At 63.2% G+C, this 15,728-nt stretch carries 15 protein-coding genes; 11 read left to right on the top strand and 4 right to left on the bottom strand.

The window, feature by feature from the left end:
* Nucleotides 1-131 precede the first annotated feature (131 nt).
* Complete coding sequence (pncB, locus tag LB525_RS15480; RefSeq protein WP_224545256.1) at nt 132-1,436, bottom strand: nicotinate phosphoribosyltransferase; 1,305 nt, start codon at nt 1,434-1,436, stop codon at nt 132-134.
* A gap of 189 nt (nt 1,437-1,625) precedes the next feature.
* A complete protein-coding gene (gene gcvA, locus LB525_RS15475) occupies nt 1,626-2,600 on the bottom strand; it encodes a transcriptional regulator GcvA (protein WP_095768121.1) in 975 nt (324 codons plus the stop codon).
* Between the two features lie 217 nt (nt 2,601-2,817).
* On the opposite strand from gcvA, the gene speB reads away from it, so the two are divergent.
* The 4 genes from speB to LB525_RS15455 all read left to right on the top strand — a co-directional run bounded on the left by speB (nt 2,818) and on the right by LB525_RS15455 (nt 6,202).
* Nucleotides 2,818-3,873, top strand: coding sequence for an agmatinase (speB, locus tag LB525_RS15470; RefSeq protein WP_224545255.1), 1,056 nt, complete (start codon nt 2,818-2,820; stop codon nt 3,871-3,873).
* Nucleotides 3,874-4,012: 139 nt separating this feature from the next.
* Nucleotides 4,013-4,813 carry a transporter substrate-binding domain-containing protein gene (locus LB525_RS15465; RefSeq protein ID WP_224545254.1) on the top strand — a complete coding sequence of 267 codons (801 nt, stop codon included), beginning with the start codon at nt 4,013-4,015 and terminating at the stop codon, nt 4,811-4,813.
* A 76-nt stretch (nt 4,814-4,889) separates the two neighbouring features.
* Nucleotides 4,890-5,558, top strand: coding sequence for an amino acid ABC transporter permease (locus LB525_RS15460; RefSeq protein WP_224545253.1), 669 nt, complete (start codon nt 4,890-4,892; stop codon nt 5,556-5,558).
* Nucleotides 5,555-6,202: an amino acid ABC transporter permease gene (locus tag LB525_RS15455; RefSeq protein ID WP_224545252.1), complete on the top strand. Its 648-nt coding sequence runs from the start codon at nt 5,555-5,557 to the stop codon at nt 6,200-6,202. The genes LB525_RS15460 and LB525_RS15455 overlap by 4 nt, the downstream gene beginning before the upstream one ends.
* Nucleotides 6,203-6,330: 128 nt before the next feature.
* Here LB525_RS15455 and LB525_RS15450 read toward each other — a convergent pair whose 3' ends face one another.
* Nucleotides 6,331-7,026: a YfbU family protein gene (locus LB525_RS15450; protein WP_224545251.1), complete on the bottom strand. Its 696-nt coding sequence runs from the start codon at nt 7,024-7,026 to the stop codon at nt 6,331-6,333.
* A 243-nt stretch (nt 7,027-7,269) separates the two neighbouring features.
* On the opposite strand from LB525_RS15450, the gene LB525_RS15445 reads away from it, so the two are divergent.
* Nucleotides 7,270-7,497 (top strand): hypothetical protein, encoded by a 228-nt coding sequence (locus LB525_RS15445; RefSeq protein WP_224545250.1) that lies wholly within the window; start codon nt 7,270-7,272, stop codon nt 7,495-7,497.
* 17 nt (nt 7,498-7,514) lie between these two features.
* Here the strand turns inward: LB525_RS15445 and LB525_RS15440 are convergent, their stop codons facing one another.
* The gene (locus LB525_RS15440) at nt 7,515-8,918 is read right to left on the bottom strand and encodes an MATE family efflux transporter (protein WP_224545249.1); all 1,404 of its coding nucleotides are present in this window, start codon (nt 8,916-8,918) and stop codon (nt 7,515-7,517) included.
* A 243-nt stretch (nt 8,919-9,161) separates the two neighbouring features.
* Between LB525_RS15440 and LB525_RS15435 the strand changes: the two genes are divergently transcribed.
* From LB525_RS15435 to LB525_RS15410, 6 genes are all read left to right on the top strand, one after another.
* Nucleotides 9,162-10,079, top strand: coding sequence for an AraC family transcriptional regulator (locus LB525_RS15435; RefSeq protein ID WP_224545248.1), 918 nt, complete (start codon nt 9,162-9,164; stop codon nt 10,077-10,079).
* Between the two features lie 279 nt (nt 10,080-10,358).
* A complete protein-coding gene (locus LB525_RS15430; RefSeq protein WP_140846400.1) occupies nt 10,359-11,633 on the top strand; it encodes an ABC transporter substrate-binding protein in 1,275 nt (424 codons plus the stop codon).
* Nucleotides 11,634-11,735: 102 nt separating this feature from the next.
* Nucleotides 11,736-12,602 carry a carbohydrate ABC transporter permease gene (locus LB525_RS15425; RefSeq protein WP_224531626.1) on the top strand — a complete coding sequence of 289 codons (867 nt, stop codon included), beginning with the start codon at nt 11,736-11,738 and terminating at the stop codon, nt 12,600-12,602.
* Between the two features lie 11 nt (nt 12,603-12,613).
* Nucleotides 12,614-13,426, top strand: a complete 813-nt coding sequence (locus LB525_RS15420) for a carbohydrate ABC transporter permease (RefSeq protein ID WP_411971030.1) — start codon at nt 12,614-12,616, stop codon at nt 13,424-13,426.
* Nucleotides 13,427-13,440: 14 nt separating this feature from the next.
* Nucleotides 13,441-14,487, top strand: coding sequence for an NAD(P)-dependent alcohol dehydrogenase (locus LB525_RS15415; RefSeq protein ID WP_224531618.1), 1,047 nt, complete (start codon nt 13,441-13,443; stop codon nt 14,485-14,487).
* A 3-nt stretch (nt 14,488-14,490) separates the two neighbouring features.
* Nucleotides 14,491-15,576, top strand: coding sequence for an ABC transporter ATP-binding protein (locus tag LB525_RS15410; RefSeq protein ID WP_224545247.1), 1,086 nt, complete (start codon nt 14,491-14,493; stop codon nt 15,574-15,576).
* Nucleotides 15,577-15,728 lie beyond the last annotated feature (152 nt).

Here is a 15,728-nt window from a genome sequence, read left to right as displayed (position 1 = left end):
ACGTCGGAGATTGGCGAAAGCGGAGATGACAGCGTAATCTCCCCCCTAGAGGGGGAGATGTCCGGCAGGACAGAGGGGGGCGCGAAGGAACTCGGCTTATCCGGGAATTCCATTCGTCCGGGCCTTAAGCCTCACACCTTCACCAGCTGCTCCACCCGGCCCTTCTCGCCAAAAATCCTCAGATACCGCTTGATCTCCTTCTCGTCCCCAGTCGCCTTGGCGGGGTTGTCCGACAGCTTCACCGCCGGCCGGCCATTGGCTTCACTGACCTTGCAGACGAGCGAGATGGCGTCGAGGCTCTTGGTTTCGGTCGGCGCGCAACCCTCGAAATCATTGGTGAGGTTGGTGCCCCAGCCGAAGGACATGCGCACCTTGCCGCGGAAATGCTTGTAGGTCTCCTCGATGGTCTCGACTTCCAGGCCGTCGGAGAAGATGAGCAGCTTCTGCTTGGGATCCCTGCCTTTCTCACGCCACCAGGAGAGGATCTTCTCGCCGCCTTCGATCGGCGGCGCGCTGTCGGGGCGGAAGCCGGTCCAGTCGGCGATCCAGTCCGGCGCATCGCGCAGGAACGCGGCCGTGCCGAAAGTGTCAGGGAGCACGATCAGCAGATTGCCGCCATAGTAGCGCTGCCAGTCCTGCAGCACCTTGTAGGGTGACTGCCTCAGCCCCTCTTCGGAATTGGCAAGCGCCGCGAAGACCATAGGCAGTTCATGCGCGTTGGTGCCCAAAGCCTCGAGGTCGTTATCCATGGCCAGAAGCACGTTGGAGGTGCCGGTGAAGGCATCGCCGATGCCTTCCTTCAGCGCCTCGACGCACCAACGCTGCCACAGGAAGGAATGGCGGCGTCTTGTGCCGAAGTCGGAAATGCGGATGCCGGGCAGCGCCTTCAGCCGCTCGGTCTTGGCCCACATCTTGGCCTTGGCGCGGGCATAGAGCACGTCGAGCGCGAACGGGCCGAAGGAGCGCATCGCCGCTCGCGAGCGCAGCTCGTTGATGATCGCAAGTGCCGGGATTTCCCAAAGCGTGGTGTACATCCACGGCCCGGCGAAGGAGAGCTCGAACTGGCCGCCGCGCCTGGAAAGCTCGTATTCGGGCAGGCGGAAATCCTCGAGCCAGGCGAGGAATTCCGGCTCGAAGATCTGTTTGCGGCCGTAAAAGGTGTTGCCGCCCAGCCAGATCATTTCCTTCTTCGAGAAGCGCAAGGTGCGGGCGTGGTCGAGCTGTTCGCGCAACTCGCCCTCATCGATCTCATCGGCCAGCCGCACCGACGTGGTTCGGTTGATCAGCGAGAAGGTGGCATCGACCTTGGGATACATGCCCCAGATCATCTGCAGCATCAGAAGCTTATAGAAGTCGGTGTCCAGCAGGCTGCGGACGATCGGGTCGAGCTTCCAGGTGTGGTTGTAGACGCGCCGCGCTATATCGGTCTTTGCCATGCTCGCTCACCCATAAAGCACAACGCACGGGAACGCGGGCGCCACGCTTCAAATCCTTGTTCGATCAATTCCGGACGGAACCCCGTTGCGCGGAATTGCTTTAGCAACTGCCTCTTAGCACCGTATTTTCGAACGCGCTTGCTGCTTTGCAAGCTGGCCCGACAAAAAGCAGCTTTGCAAGTCCAGCCGTCAGGATGCGGTCCTGGCGCCTATGACCTTGAGGGCGGGGCGTTTTCTGCGGCTCGGCACGCGGCCGGCGACCGGCGCATCGGCGCGGGCCTCGTCCTGTTCCTTCTCGGCGAACAGCCAGTCGATGAAGAGCTGGACGATCGGCGCCGAGCGCATCTCATTGCGGCAGACGACGTAGAAATCATCGACCGCCGGAACCGACAAACTGAAGGGCGCCACCAGCATGCCCCTGGCGAGCAAGGCGCGCGCGGTGACGGAATCGCCGAGCGCCACGCCATGGCCGTGCACGGCGGCCTCCGTCGCCATGCGGGCATCGCCCAGACGATGGCGGCGGCCGCGTTCGAGATCGAGCGCGTCGGCGGCGGCCAGCCAGGTGTGCCATTCACGGCCATCGTCGCCATGCAGGAAGACGTGGTCGGCGAGGTCGCGGACGCTGCGGATCGGGCGGTTGTTGATCAGCGTCGGACTGACAACCGGAAACAGCTCCAGGCCGGACCACTTGCGTATCCAGCAGTCGCTCCAGCTGCCGTCGCCATAATGCACGCAGACGTCGATGTCCGCGGCGCGGATGTCTTTGGGATCGTTGGACGGGATCAGCGTCAGCTGGATGTCCGGATATTGCGCCGTGAAGGAGCCGAGCCGCGGCGTCATCCAGAGCAAGAGCAGCGCCGGCACGCAGGAGACCGACAGCGCGCCGGCGCTTGCCGGCCGCGTCATGCGCTGGGTGGCGGCGGCAATGCCCTCGAAGGCGGCCGATACCGCCGGCAGGAATTCGGCGCCATGCGGCGTGAGCTTCACGCGCTGCCCGCTGCGCTCGAAGAGCTTTACGCCCAGCGACTGCTCGAGTGCCTTGATCTGGTGGCTAACGGCGCCGTGCGTGACATTGAGCTCACCCGCCGCCTTGGTCAGTGAGGCGTGCCGCGCCGTGGCCTCGAAGGCGCGCAGAGGGTTCAGCGGCGGCAGGCGCTTGGCCATGAGGGGCTCCTCCTTTGTGAGATTTTCTCACAGCCAAGACCCTAACAATATCAATTGATTTTTCAATGCGGCTGCCCGACACTTTTGCCCGGAAACAGCTTTCAAGAGACGTGGAATCCGCAACGCAGCGGCGGACAGCGATCCAGCCGGACAGCAGGCTGGCTTGGCAAATCGTCCATGCGGGCAGCGCTGCAGGTAGGCAAGAGGAGGACCGGACATGGGTTATGATCGCGGCAAGCTCGAAGCGTTGCGCCGCAAATATGGCGAGAGCCATGGCGGCGAGATGTTCGACCCGAAATTCCGCAAGGTCGCCGACAAGATCTTCAACAAGTCGGGCACACGCCTCGCCCCCTATTCCGGCATCCCGACTTTCCTCGCCGCGCCCTACCGCGAAATCGCGGCCGACAATCCGGATTTTGGCGACCTGCAGGTGGCGATGATCGGCGTGCCGATGGATCTCGGCGTCACCAACCGTCCCGGCTCGCGCTTCGGGCCGCGCGCGTTGCGCGCCATCGAGCGCATCGGCCCCTACAATCATGTGCTGGAATGCGCGCCGACGCATGAGCTGCGCGTCGCCGATATCGGCGACACGCCGTTCCGCAGCCGCTACCGGCTGGAGATCAGCCACGAGGACATTGAAAAGCGGACCAATCAGATCGTCGACGCCGGCGTGCTGCCGCTCTCCGTCGGCGGCGATCATTCGATCAGCCATCCGATCCTGAAGGCGGTCGGCAAGAAGGGGCCGGTCGGCATGATCCATATCGACGCCCATTGCGATACCAGCGGGCTGTTCGATATGACCAAGTTCCACCATGGCGGACCGTTCCGCAACGCGGTGCTGGACGGCGTGCTCGACCCCTCGCGCACGATTCAGATCGGCATCCGCGGCTCGGCCGAATATCTGTGGGAGTTCACCTACGAGTCCGGCATGACCGTCGTGCATGCCGAGGAGGTGACCGGGCTCGGCATTCCTGCCATCATCGAGAAGGCTCGGAAAATCGTCGGCGACGGCCCGACCTACATCTCCTTCGACGTCGACAGCATCGATCCGGCTTTCGCGCCCGGCACCGGCACGCCGGAAGTCGGCGGGCTGACGACGCGCGAGGTGCTCGAACTGCTGCGCGGCCTCAAGGGCCTCAACATCGTCGGCGGCGACGTGGTCGAGGTGGCGCCGCAATATGACGCGACCACCAACACCGCCCATGTCGGCGCCCAAGTCCTGTTCGAGATTCTGAGCCTGATGGTGTTCAGCCCGGCGATCAAGAAGGGCTGATGCCTCGCGCAATTCCGGACGGAAGCTATGGCCAAGGCGCCAAGCCTAAACCGCGTCTTCCGGAATTGCTCTACCAACACGACCGCCGCGCTGGAGCCGGCGGCCGGTTTCAACAACAAGCTTCCGCAGGGGAATAACAATGTTACTTCGCAACGCACTGAAATCCGCCATCACGGCAGCCTTACTGCTCGGCGCCGCCGGCCTCGCCACGCAAGCGAAGGCCGACGCCGTCGACGACATCACCAAGGCCGGCGCCATCAATGTCGGCATCTTCTCCGACTTCCCGCCCTTCTCGTCGGCCAGCGCCGACATGAGCATCAAGGGCTACGACATCGACGTCGCACAGGCGATCGCCGATTCACTCAAGGTGAAGCTCAACCTGGTCAGCGTCACCGGCCAGAACCGCATCCCTTATCTCACCGACAAGCGGGTCGATATTTTGATGAGCGTCGGCTACTCCAAGGAGCGCGAGCAGGTGATCGATTTCGCCGCCGCCTACGCGCCCTACTACATCGCCGTCATTGGCCCGGCCGAGCTTGCCGTCAAAGGCAAGGAAGACCTCGCCGACAAGTCGGTCGCCGTCAATCGCGGCACGCTTGAGGATACCTCGCTGACCCAGGCGGCGCCTTCTTCGGCCGACATCCGCCGCTTCGACAACTACAATTCCGTCATCCAGGCCTTCATCTCCGGCCAGACGCAGCTGATGGTGGTCGGCAACGATGTCGGCGCCCAGGTGCTAGCCAAGCAGGACGCGCTGAAGCCGGAGCAGAAATTCCAGCTGCTCACCTCGCCCTCGCATATCGGCCTCAACAAGAATGAAGACCGGCTGAAGAAGGCGGTGAACGACGCCGTCGCCAAGATGCTGGCCGACGGCAAGCTTGACGAGAGCTCGAAGGCCTGGCTGAAAACGCCGCTTAATCCGGACAACCTGAAGGACTGATCTGCCTATCGGTTCGGCGCCGTAAGGGGCACCGAACCCTCTCTTCGGTCAGGCAGCTCCAACAAGGTCAATCGCCATGGGCTACAGCCTGGACTTCGGCTGGCTTGCGGGCGCTGTGGGCGCGATCACGCGCGGCGCGGCGACGACGATCCTTCTGATCGCCGTCACCACGCTGGCTGGCACGTTCCTCAGCATCCTCGGCGCGGCCGGCAAGAGAAACGGCCCGAAGCCGCTTCAGCTGGCGATCGGCATCTATGTCGAGGTGATGCGCAACACGCCATTCCTGGTGCAGCTGTTCTTCATCTTTTTCGGACTGCCCAGCCTAGGCGTCAGGCTCGACCCGATCCTGGCCGCGATGCTGGCGATGACGCTCAACATGGCGGCTTATACGATCGAGATCGTCGGCGCCGGCCTCGACGCCGTGCCGCGCGGGCAGACGGAAGCCGCGCTAGCGCTCGGCCTCAGGCCCCGCCAGGTGTTCGTCAAGATCGTGCTGCCGCAGGCACTGAAGGTGATCTACCCGGCGCTGACCAGCCAGATCGTCATCATGATGCTGGAATCGGCCGTGGTGTCGCAGATCGCGGTGCGCGAATTGACATACGAGGCCGACATGCTGCAGGCGCGCACTTTTCGCGCCTTCGAGACCTATTTCGTGGTGACGATAGTGTATCTCGGCCTGTCTATGGGGCTGCGCCGGCTGCTGGTCGGCGGCGGCCGCCGTGTTCTGGGGGCGGGCGTGTCATGATCGAGTTCACCTTCTGGGACATCGTCCGCAACCTGCTGCTCGCCGCGCGCTGGACGGTGCTCTTGTCGCTCGCCGCCTTCGTCGGCGGCGCGCTGGTCGGGCTGGCGGTGCTGTTCTTCCGCATCGCCAGGAACAAATGGGTCAAACGGATAGCCTCGGGCTATATCGCGCTCTTCCAGGGCACGCCGCTCTTGATGCAGCTGTTCCTGATGTTCTTCGGCCTGCCGATGCTGGGGCTGCGCATCGAACCCTGGACGGCTGCGGCGCTCGGCCTCACCTTTTTCGCCAGCGCCTATCTGGCCGAGATCTGGCGCAGCGGCGTCGACGCGCTGCCGCGCGGCCAATGGGACGCCGGCGCCAGCCTTGGGCTTCACTATCTGCAGGAGCTGAGGCTGATAATCCTGCCGCAGGCCTTCGCCATCACCCGCGCGCCGACCGTCGGCTTCCTGGTGCAGCTCATCAAATCGACGGCGCTGACCTCGATTATCGGCTTCGAAGAACTGGTCAGGACCTCCAACGCCATCAACAACGCGACCTTCGAGCCGTTCAAGGTCTACGGGCTGGTGGCGCTGATCTTCTTCGTCATGTGCTTTCCGCTGACGCAATATGCACGGCGGCTGGAGCAGCGTGCAGGGGCGCGCTGAGCAGAGGGCAACCAAGCTATTAGTGATCGCACGACTCACCTGCTCGTACAGCGGGAAAGTCCGATGAGTGCAAAGTCGGCAGAAAGAAGTCAGCCTGCCGATATTCATCGGTAGGCGGTACGGTAAGGCTATCCGTGCTTCAGGATCTTGATCACGTCGTCGAGCGTAAGACCATCGCGCGTGGGGCTCCATTCGATGCGATCGTACACGGCCAGCATCGCCCGGTATTCGGCGACCCGGTTGGAATGTGAGTTGAGCGACCTGTTCTTAAACTCTTCGAATCGTCCCATGTTTCGGACGAGGAACCGTGCAATACCGAAGTAGGTGCCTTCCTCGTTGCCATCGAACCCGTCGAACTTGGGATCGCGGTTCCACTCTCCTGTCTCCGCTTTGACACGATCGCGGTCCTTGTCACTCCACTTGGCGGCTGCACTTTCGATATGGCGCCACATCGTCATCGTGCGAGCCACGAAATCGACTTCGTGAGGCTTGGCGTTCTGGGGGTCGAAGAGGCCCGTCAACTTCCATTCGAGCGCCCAGAAATGCCCTCCGTAGATGGCATCTTGGATGAGCTTAACCGTCTCCTGATCTTCATAGTCGTCCTGTTGCTTGAGAAGCTCAGTCAGCAACCAGATGATCAGCTTCTCGCTCCGCGAAGGATTAAGCCGAGCTTGGCTGGCATCAGCCGCGAGGCCGGCCTCGACGAGCTGCCGCATCGCTTCCGCTCTGGATGCCACCTCAGGGTGCTCATCTGCCCAATTGTCGATCAACTCGACGGTCCGCGGGTCCAGCCTCATTTCAAAGCGCTCGGTTTTCGGAACCATTGCTATTCTCCAGATTTCGCCATCTGTACGGTATTTTGTACGTAATATACGGCTCTTTGTCCGTACATTCAAGTAGCAGGTGTGGTGCCTCGCCCCCTCACACCACGCAACCGTGATTTGCAGCAAAGCCGGCGTACGCCTCACTGTGAGCAACGGCAATTTGGGAGGGGGACGGTCGGCGATGCACGCGAATATCTTGTCGCTCTCGCGGGCCTGTTCGTCGTTTGGCTGACCCAGTCGGTCATGGTCGCCGGGCAGAAGCCTGAAAGGGTCAGTATCTCGGCCGCCGGCGAGAACCGGCCGGGGGTGCTGGACGCAAGGCTGTTCAGGCCACAGGGTTGCAGCGGGCTGTGGAACAGCAGGACCATAAGGCTCAGCCCATGCCACGCCGATTGGGGCAGACGGCTCGCAGCTCTCGGCTATGTCGTGCTCTCTCCGGACAGCTACGGCTCGCGCGAGATTAGTCTGTAGCGTTAGAGTATGCCGCCTCAATGCCCGAAGGCGAGCTGCGGCGCGATGCGGTCGCGCCTGAGCCAGCGCGCCAGGAGCAGCGCCGCCACCACGGCCAGTCCCGAGGCCAGGCCAATCCAGATGCCGACGCCGTTCAGGCCGAAATGGAAGGCGAGCAGCACGCCGAGCGGCAGGCCGACGCCCCAATAGCCGATCGCGGCGTAGATCATCGGCACCTTGGTGTCGTGCAAGCCGCGCAGCATGCCGGCGGCCACCGCCTGGGCGCCGTCGAAAATCTGGAAAAGCGCTGCAAACACCAGGAACGATACGGCAAGCGTGATCACCCTGGCGTTGACCGGATCGGTGAGATCGATGAAGGCGCTGATCAGCGCATGCGGCCACAGAATCATCACCAGCCCCATCAGCGCCATGAAGGAGACGCCGATGACGAAGGCCGTCCAGCCGGCGCGCGAAACGCCTTCAGGGTTGCCGGCGCCATGCGCCAGGCCGACCCGTACCGTGACGGCCTGGTTGAGGCCGAGCGGCACCATGAAGGAGATCGAGGCGATCTGGATGGCGATGGCATGAGCGGCCAGCGAATCCGCGTCGATCAGGCCCATGAGCAGGGCGGCCGCATTGAAGATCGTCACCTCGAAGGCGAGGATGCCGGCGATCGGCAGGCCGAGCCTGAGCAGGCCGCGGAAGCGCGGCCAGTCGGAGCGCCAGAAGCGGCCGAACAGACGGTAGCGGCGGAACTTCTTCTCCTTGAACACCACCGCCGCCAGGCCGGCGAACATCAGCATGCTTGACAGAGTGGTGGCGAGGCCGGAGCCGGCAATGCCCATCGACTTGACGCCGAGATTGCCGAACATGAAAACCCAGTTGAAGAAGGCGTTGCAGGCGACCGCGACGAAAACGATGATCAGCGCCCAGCCGGGCCGCTCCAGCGCCGAGATGAAGGAGCGCAGCACGATATAGCCATAGAAGGGCAGCACCGCCCATTGCAGCCAATGCAGATAGATGCCCGCCTCATGCGCGAGCTCCGGCTTCTGGCCCATGGCCAAAAGCACCGCTTCGCCATGCCAGAGAAAAATCCAGATCGGGATCGAGATGAGGATCGCCAGCCACAGGCCCTGGCGCACGGTGCGGCGCAGGTCGCGCACCGAATGGCGGCGACGGCCGAGCTCGGTCGCCATCATCGGCGAGGTCGCCAGCATCAGGCCGAGGCCGAAGATCAGCGGCATGAAATAGAGATTGGAGCCGAGCGCGCCGGCGGCGAGCGTGTCGGGCCCGAGGCGGCCCATCATCATGACGTCGGTCGCGGTCATGGCGGTCTGGCCGAGATTGGTCAGCACCATCGGCCAGGCGAGCGCGATCGTTGCCCTGATTTCCTGACGCCAAAGGTTTTCCGGCGCGCGAGCGCCGGCTTCGATCGCAGACATTGTTCCGCTCTTTCAGAACACGGCGCGTCGGCCAAAGGGCCGGAAGCCGCACAACAATGGCGCAAAATGGCGCCATTTGCGTCGCCTTGTGAACGAAATGCGACATATTGGCAAGGGACGAGCCCCGGCTAGCGATTGATCCAGGCGGAGCCGGGATTCCGCGACGCCTCTTTCATTTGCCGGCCGGGGGCTGCTACGGATGCCCTGGCATATTAAGCCGGCGCGCCATGCCGGGAGGAACGAATGCCGTTTAGGCGCAGAAAGAACACAGCCGCGATCCCGCGCACGGCGCCCGCCTTCGAGCACATCGTGACGGAGGCCAGCGAGAGCTTCCTGTGGCGGTTGGACGATTATCCGTGGGAGCGCAATGTCTGGAATTTCCATCCCGAATACGAAATCCATCTCTTGCGGAAATCGTCCGGCGTCGTGCTGGTCGGCGACCATATCGGCGAGTTCGGGCCGGGCTATCTGACCATCGTCGGCGGCGGGCTGCCGCATGACTGGGTGACGGCAGTGCAACCCGGCGAGCTAATCGAAGGCCGCGATATCGTGCTGCAATTCGATCCCGAACGGCTGCGCGGCTCCTCGGGGCTGCTGCCGGAGCTGCGCGAGCTGGAGCCGTTCCTGGAACGCTCGCTGCGCGGCATGGTCTTCCATGGCGAGACGGCGCTCGACGGCGCCGAGCTGATGGAACGAATGGGCGAGGTGCATGGGCTGGCGAGGTTCCGCATGTTCCTCGAACTGCTGGACCTTCTGGCCACCACTCAGGAATACGAGCTTCTGTCGTCGCCGGATTTTTCTCCGCTTCTCGACGCGGAATCGCTGGATATTATCCAGCGCTCGCTGACCTATCTGTTCCAGCACTTTGCTGAGGATCTGAAGCTGCCGGAGGTGGCGGCGTTGGCCGGGATGAGCGAAAGCACTTTCTCGCGCTTCTTCCAGAAGAACACCGGCAACTCGTTCAGCGACCACGTCGCCAAGCTCAGGCTCTGGCAGGCCTGCAAGCTGCTTGCCGACACCGAGATCCCGATCACCGACATCTGCTTCCAGGTCGGCTATATGAACATCTCGAACTTCAACCGCGCCTTCCTGCGCAAGCACAAGATGACGCCGTCATCCTACCGCAAGCTGTCGCGGCAGCGGCTGACGCTGCGGGCCTGATTTCGCCACCTAGCTTTTTGTTTCATCGCAATTCCGGACGGAAAACCGCTGCACACTTTTCCTGGAATTGCTCTAATCGTACTGATACTCGTGTGACGGACAGACTCTGCCGGTGCCATTTTTTGCGCCGCACAATGCATAAAAGTACAGGTCTGCTGCAACGGGGCTTCTAGTTTCGCCCCTTCCAACTCCTCATTTTGGCGGCGGGTCGCAGTCATGCGGGCGACGGTGAGGGTCGCTTAGCCCGCGGACTTGCTTGTTCCTGGAGGAGAAACATCAATGAAATCAACCCGGCTCGCTGCCAGCCTCGGTGCAGCTTTCGTGCTTACCGCTTCCGTTTCAACCGCAGCACTGGCGCAAGCGCCGGTCTGCTCGGCGCCGGTCAAGGTGCTGGCGCAGCCGCGCGACGGGCTGACGCTTCTGGAGGACTCCAAGGACGAGTTCAAGAAGTTGTCCGGCGCCTCGTTCCAGATCGACTATCTCAACGAGAACGACCGCCGCGCCAAGTCGCGCGCCGACGCCTCGACCGTCGGCAACTACAATGTCTACTATGTCGACGAGGCCAATGTCGCGCTGTTCGCTTCCTCGGGCTGGATCGCGCCGCTGACCGATTATTATCCGGCTGAATACGATTTCGCCGATTTCGATCCGGGCCGCCAGAAGGTCGCCACCTATGACGGCAAAGTCTGGTTCGCGCCGCTGACCGGCGGCGGCGACCTGATGGTCTACCGCAAGGACGTGCTCGAGGCCGCCGGCATCCAGCCGCCGAAGACGCTGGACGAGCTGATCGCCGACGTGCCGAAGCTGACCAATGCCGACAAGGGCATGTACGGCATCGCGCTGCGCGGCGCGCGGGGCTCCGGTGCCAATGTCTGGCGCTGGATGCCGTTCTTCAAGGCCTATGGCGGCAAGTGGTTCGACGGCGACAAGCCGGCTTTCAATTCGGACGCCGCCGTGAAGGCGACTGAGGCCTATTTGAAGCTGTTCAAGGACTCGGCCCCGGGCACGCAGACCGGCAGCTGGGATGAATCGACCGGCGCCTTCCTCTCCGGCCAGGTCGCCATCCTCGTCGAATCGACGCCGCTGTCGGGCATGGCGGTGGACCCGAAGACCTCGCAAGTGGTCGGCAAGGTCGGCTTCCTGCCGCCGCCCTCGCCGCTGCCGGGCGGCGGCTACGGGCATGGCCTTGCCATCGGCACCAAGGCCAATGCGGATGACGCCGCGAAGAAATGCGCCGGCCTGTTCATCGCCTGGGCGACCTCGAAGGAGAACGAGAAGCGCCGGCTCGATGCGCATCAGTTCGGCGAGCTCAACCGTACCAGCGTCCTCTCCAGCAAGGAATTCGCCGATATCTACGGTGCCGACCTCGGCAAGGCGCTGGCCGACACCGGCAAGGTGACGGCGGTGAATTTCTGGCAGGATCCGCGCTGGCCGGATCTCGGCGACCGCTGGGGCATCATCCTCGAGGAACTGGTCACCGGCACCCGCACCGACATCAAGGGCGGCCTCAACGAGCTCGAGGCCTATGCCAACGAGCTTGTGAAGAAGAAGTAATCCTCCCGCCCGCGGCGCGCGGTTCGCGACATTCGTCCGAATGCCAGAACCTGCGCGCCGCGGGACCTTCACCAGACAGCAGTAAATATCCAAGGATAGGCAATGCGCCGACGCTCTTCCCTGCCGGTCACATTTCTGGTTCCTACCCTCGCCATCCTCCTGGTGCTGTCGATGGTGCCGACGCTCTACGCCATCGTGATCGCCTTGCAGAACCGCGAGTTGAGCACGACCGGTTACTCCTGGGTGTGGTTCTCGAACTTCGCCGATCTCTTCCTCGACCGCCGCTTCCTCAACGCCGTCTGGGTTTCGGTGAAATGGGAGATCGTCACCGTGGTAGCGACGATGGTGGTGGCGATCGGGCTGGGTGTGCTGATGTTCGAGGTCGCCGGCCCACGCCTGCGCAACTTCTATTGCCTTTTGTTCATCATCCCGGTGCTTTTGCCGCGCGTCTCGGCCGCCTTCGTCTGGAAGTTCGCCTATCACCCGCTCTACGGCATCGCGACCTATCCCTACCGGCTGATCACCGGCGGGCTGATCTTCGATCCGCTGTCCAAGCCCGGCACCGCATTGTTCGCCGTCGCTTCGGTGGACGTCTGGCAATGGGGGCTGTTCTTCGCCGTCATCGTGCTGAAGCTGCTTGAAACCTTGCCGCCGCAGCCGATCGAGGCGGCCAGGCTCGACCACGCCAAGCGTTGGCAGATCCACGCCTATGTCACCTTGCCGATGCTGAAGGCGCCGCTGATCAGCCTGATGTTCGTCAAGATGATCGAGTCGCTGCGCTCCTTCGACCTGATCTATGTGATGACGCGCGGCGGGCCCGGCGTCGCGACCGAGACGCTCGACATGTATGCCTTCTCGCAAGGCTTCATCGAGTCCGGCAAGGTCTCCTACGCTTCGGCCATGGCGGTGCTGATGATGATCGCGACGGTCATCACCTTCACCATGCTGTGGAAGCGGGTGCAGGCATGAAGCCATATCCGATAAGACCGGGCCGTCTGGTCGCCAAGGCCATCCTGGCGCTGGCCGGGTTCCTGGCCGTGTTCCCGCTTCTGTGGACGGCGCTCAACGCGCTGAAGAACAATGTCGACATCATCACGCGGGTGCCGAAGGTGATCTTCACGCCGACGCTGGCCAACATCGGCTACATCCTCGGCCGCGACAGCGTGCTGACCGGGCTCTACAACTCGGTCGTCGCCTGCGGTTCGGCGGTGCTGATCGGCGTCGTGCTCGGCCTGCCGGCGGCCTATGCGGTGGCGCGCTATCCCAACCGCTTCGCCGGCGACATCCAGTTCTTCGTCTTGTCGCTGCGTTTCCTGCCGCCGGTGGCGGTGGCGATCCCGCTGATGGTGATCTGGCTGCAGGTCGGGCTCTACGACACTTTGCCGGCGCTGATCGTCACCTATTCGCTGCTGACCATATCGGTGATCATGTGGCTCGCCATTCCCGCCTTCCAGGGCGTGCCGAAGGAGATTGAGGAGGCGGCCTTCGTCGACGGTTACGGCGCTTATGCCGTCTTCTGGCGGATCGCGCTTCCCGTCGCGGCGCGCTCGCTGATCGGCGCCATCGCCTTCAGCTTCGTGCTGGTCTGGAACGAGTTCCTGATCGCGCTGATGCTGTCGAGCTCCAACGCCAAGACGCTGCCGATCGTGGCTTCCGAGCTCTCCCAGCAAGGCATGAACGTGCCGTGGGGAATCCTCAACGCCTCGGTCGTGCTTCTGTCGCTGCCGCCGCTTTTGTTCCTCGGCGTTTTGAGCGGCTTCCTGAATTCCGTTTTCCGGCAAAAGAAAAGTTGATGCGAGGATACCCGATGCGGGCACTGGTGCTTGAGAAAAAAGGCGAACTGTCGCTGCGCGAGATCGCGCTGCCGCAAGACGTCGGACCGGACGACGTCAGGATCGCCATCCACACGGTCGGGGTCTGCGGCAGCGACGTGCATTACTACACGCACGGCGCCATCGGCAGCTACATAGTTCGCGAGCCCATGGTGCTCGGCCATGAGGCTTCGGGAACCATCGTCGAGGTCGGCGCCAATGTCACGAATCTCAAGGTCGGCGACCGCGTCTGCATGGAGCCAGGCGTGCCGAACCTTTCATCGCGCGCGACGAAGCTCGGCATCTACAATGTCGACCCGGACGTCCGCTTCTGGGCAACGCCGCCGGTGCATGGCGTTCTCGCGCCCTATGCCGTCCATCCGGCGGCCTTTACCTACAAGCTGCCGGACAATGTCTCCTTCGCCGAGGGCGCGATGGTCGAGCCCTTCGCCATCGGCATGCAGGCGGCGGCGCGCGCGCGCATCGTGCCCGGCGATGTCGCCGTCGTCGTCGGCTGCGGCCCGATCGGCATCATGATCGCGCTCGCCGCGCTGGCGGGCGGCTGCGCAAAAGTGCTGATCTCGGACTTCTCCGCGCCGAAGCTTGCGATCGCTGCCCAGTATCCCGGCATCGTGCCGGTCGATATCGGCAAGCAGTCGCTGGTCGATGCGGTGCGAGCGGCGACCGACAATTGGGGCGCCGATATCGTGTTCGAGGCGAGCGGCAGCCCGAAGGCCTTCGCCAACCTGTTCGACGTGGTGCGGCCGGGCGGCGCGGTGGTGCTGGTCGGGCTACCGGTGGAGGCGGTCGAGCTCAACGTGCCGGCGGCGATTTCCAAGGAAGTGCGCATCGAGACCGTGTTCCGCTATGCCAACATCTTCGACCGCGCCCTGCAGTTGATCGCCTCCGGCAAGGTCGACCTCAAGCCGCTGATCACCGGCACCTATGATTTCTCCGAGAGCATCAAGGCGTTCGAGCGCGCCGCCCAAGGCAAGCCGCAGGACGTCAAGCTGCAGATCCTGCTGACCGGCGAGAAGGGATAAGGCATGTCCGCCATCGTTTGCTCCCATGTCGACAAGGCCTACGGCGCCACGACCGTCATCCGCGATCTCAACCTCGCGATCGAGGAACATGAATTCGTCGTGTTCCTGGGGCCGTCCGGCTGCGGCAAGTCCACGCTTCTCAGGATGCTGGCCGGGCTGGAGGATATCAGCGGCGGCGAGGTGTCGATCGGCGGCAAGGTGGTGAACGATCTCGAGCCGGGTGACCGCGGCATCGCCATGGTGTTCCAGAATTATGCGCTCTATCCGCACATGACGATCTTCGACAACATCGCCTTCGGATTGAAGCGGCAGAAGGTGCCGGCGAACGAGATCAGGAAGCGGGTCGAGGCGGTCTCGAAGACGCTCGGGCTGGAGTCCTATCTCGGCCGCAAGCCTACAGAGCTTTCCGGCGGCCAGCAACAGCGCGTGGCGATCGCGCGCGCCATGATCAAGACGCCGAAAGTGTTCCTGTTCGACGAGCCGCTCTCCAACCTCGACGCCAAGCTGCGCAATCATATGCGCGTCGAGATCGCCAGGCTGCACCAATCGTTGAAGACCACCACCGTCTATGTCACGCATGATCAGCTCGAGGCGATGACGCTGGCCGACCGCATCGTGTTGTTGAAGGACGGCGTGATCGAGCAGATCGGCTCGCCGGCGGAGATCTATCGCCGCCCAGGCAATCTGTTCGTGGCCGGCTTCATCGGAACGCCTAACATGAATTTCATCGACGTGACGGTCGGCAAGGGCAAGGATGGCTGGACGCTGACCGGCGCGGGGACGGTGCTGTCGCTCGGTGGCCAGAGTTTCCACCTGCAGCACGGCGATCGCGTGGTGCTCGGGATCCGGCCGCCCGACCTGACGCTGGCCGGCGTGGGTGCAAGCAACGTCCTGCAAGGCACCGCCGATCTCATCGAGTTCCACGGCAATGACGCGCTGGTGACCTTCGGCTCCGGCGGCAAGGAGATCAGCGCGCTGGTGCCGGCGCGCGAATGCCCAGAGTTACGCGCGCCCGTGCGCTACAGCTTCGACGAGGAAAGCATTCACTTGTTTGACGCCGAGACCGGCAAGTCGTTGCGCAAGCAGTAGAGCAATTCCGCCCGGAATTGCCTGGGGGATGCACACATTTCCAAGTGGCTGGTCTATGGCGATAGCGTGCATTGGAGCTTGGCGCATGCATTGGCTAATGTAGCGCTGGTCGACCCCCACTCCGTCTCGGCTTCGCCGAGCCACCTCTCCCC

It is taken from the genome of Mesorhizobium sp. CA16, from assembly GCF_020165175.1.
GTDB lineage: Bacteria > Pseudomonadota > Alphaproteobacteria > Rhizobiales > Rhizobiaceae > Mesorhizobium.
This window is presented reverse-complemented; position numbering and strand designations above follow the sequence as displayed.

What these genes read in the sequence shown, in the direction of transcription:
- pncB (WP_224545256.1), bottom strand. Translation starts at nt 1,436, where the DNA reads ATGGCAAAGACCGATATAGCGCGGCGCGTCTACAACCACACCTGGAAG.
- gcvA (WP_095768121.1), bottom strand. Translation starts at nt 2,600, where the DNA reads ATGGCCAAGCGCCTGCCGCCGCTGAACCCTCTGCGCGCCTTCGAGGCC.
- speB (WP_224545255.1), top strand. Translation starts at nt 2,818, where the DNA reads ATGGGTTATGATCGCGGCAAGCTCGAAGCGTTGCGCCGCAAATATGGC.
- LB525_RS15465 (WP_224545254.1), top strand. Translation starts at nt 4,013, where the DNA reads ATGTTACTTCGCAACGCACTGAAATCCGCCATCACGGCAGCCTTACTG.
- LB525_RS15460 (WP_224545253.1), top strand. Translation starts at nt 4,890, where the DNA reads ATGGGCTACAGCCTGGACTTCGGCTGGCTTGCGGGCGCTGTGGGCGCG.
- LB525_RS15455 (WP_224545252.1), top strand. Translation starts at nt 5,555, where the DNA reads ATGATCGAGTTCACCTTCTGGGACATCGTCCGCAACCTGCTGCTCGCC.
- LB525_RS15450 (WP_224545251.1), bottom strand. Translation starts at nt 7,026, where the DNA reads ATGGTTCCGAAAACCGAGCGCTTTGAAATGAGGCTGGACCCGCGGACC.
- LB525_RS15445 (WP_224545250.1), top strand. Translation starts at nt 7,270, where the DNA reads ATGGTCGCCGGGCAGAAGCCTGAAAGGGTCAGTATCTCGGCCGCCGGC.
- LB525_RS15440 (WP_224545249.1), bottom strand. Translation starts at nt 8,918, where the DNA reads ATGTCTGCGATCGAAGCCGGCGCTCGCGCGCCGGAAAACCTTTGGCGT.
- LB525_RS15435 (WP_224545248.1), top strand. Translation starts at nt 9,162, where the DNA reads ATGCCGTTTAGGCGCAGAAAGAACACAGCCGCGATCCCGCGCACGGCG.
- LB525_RS15430 (WP_140846400.1), top strand. Translation starts at nt 10,359, where the DNA reads ATGAAATCAACCCGGCTCGCTGCCAGCCTCGGTGCAGCTTTCGTGCTT.
- LB525_RS15425 (WP_224531626.1), top strand. Translation starts at nt 11,736, where the DNA reads ATGCGCCGACGCTCTTCCCTGCCGGTCACATTTCTGGTTCCTACCCTC.
- LB525_RS15415 (WP_224531618.1), top strand. Translation starts at nt 13,441, where the DNA reads ATGCGGGCACTGGTGCTTGAGAAAAAAGGCGAACTGTCGCTGCGCGAG.
- LB525_RS15410 (WP_224545247.1), top strand. Translation starts at nt 14,491, where the DNA reads ATGTCCGCCATCGTTTGCTCCCATGTCGACAAGGCCTACGGCGCCACG.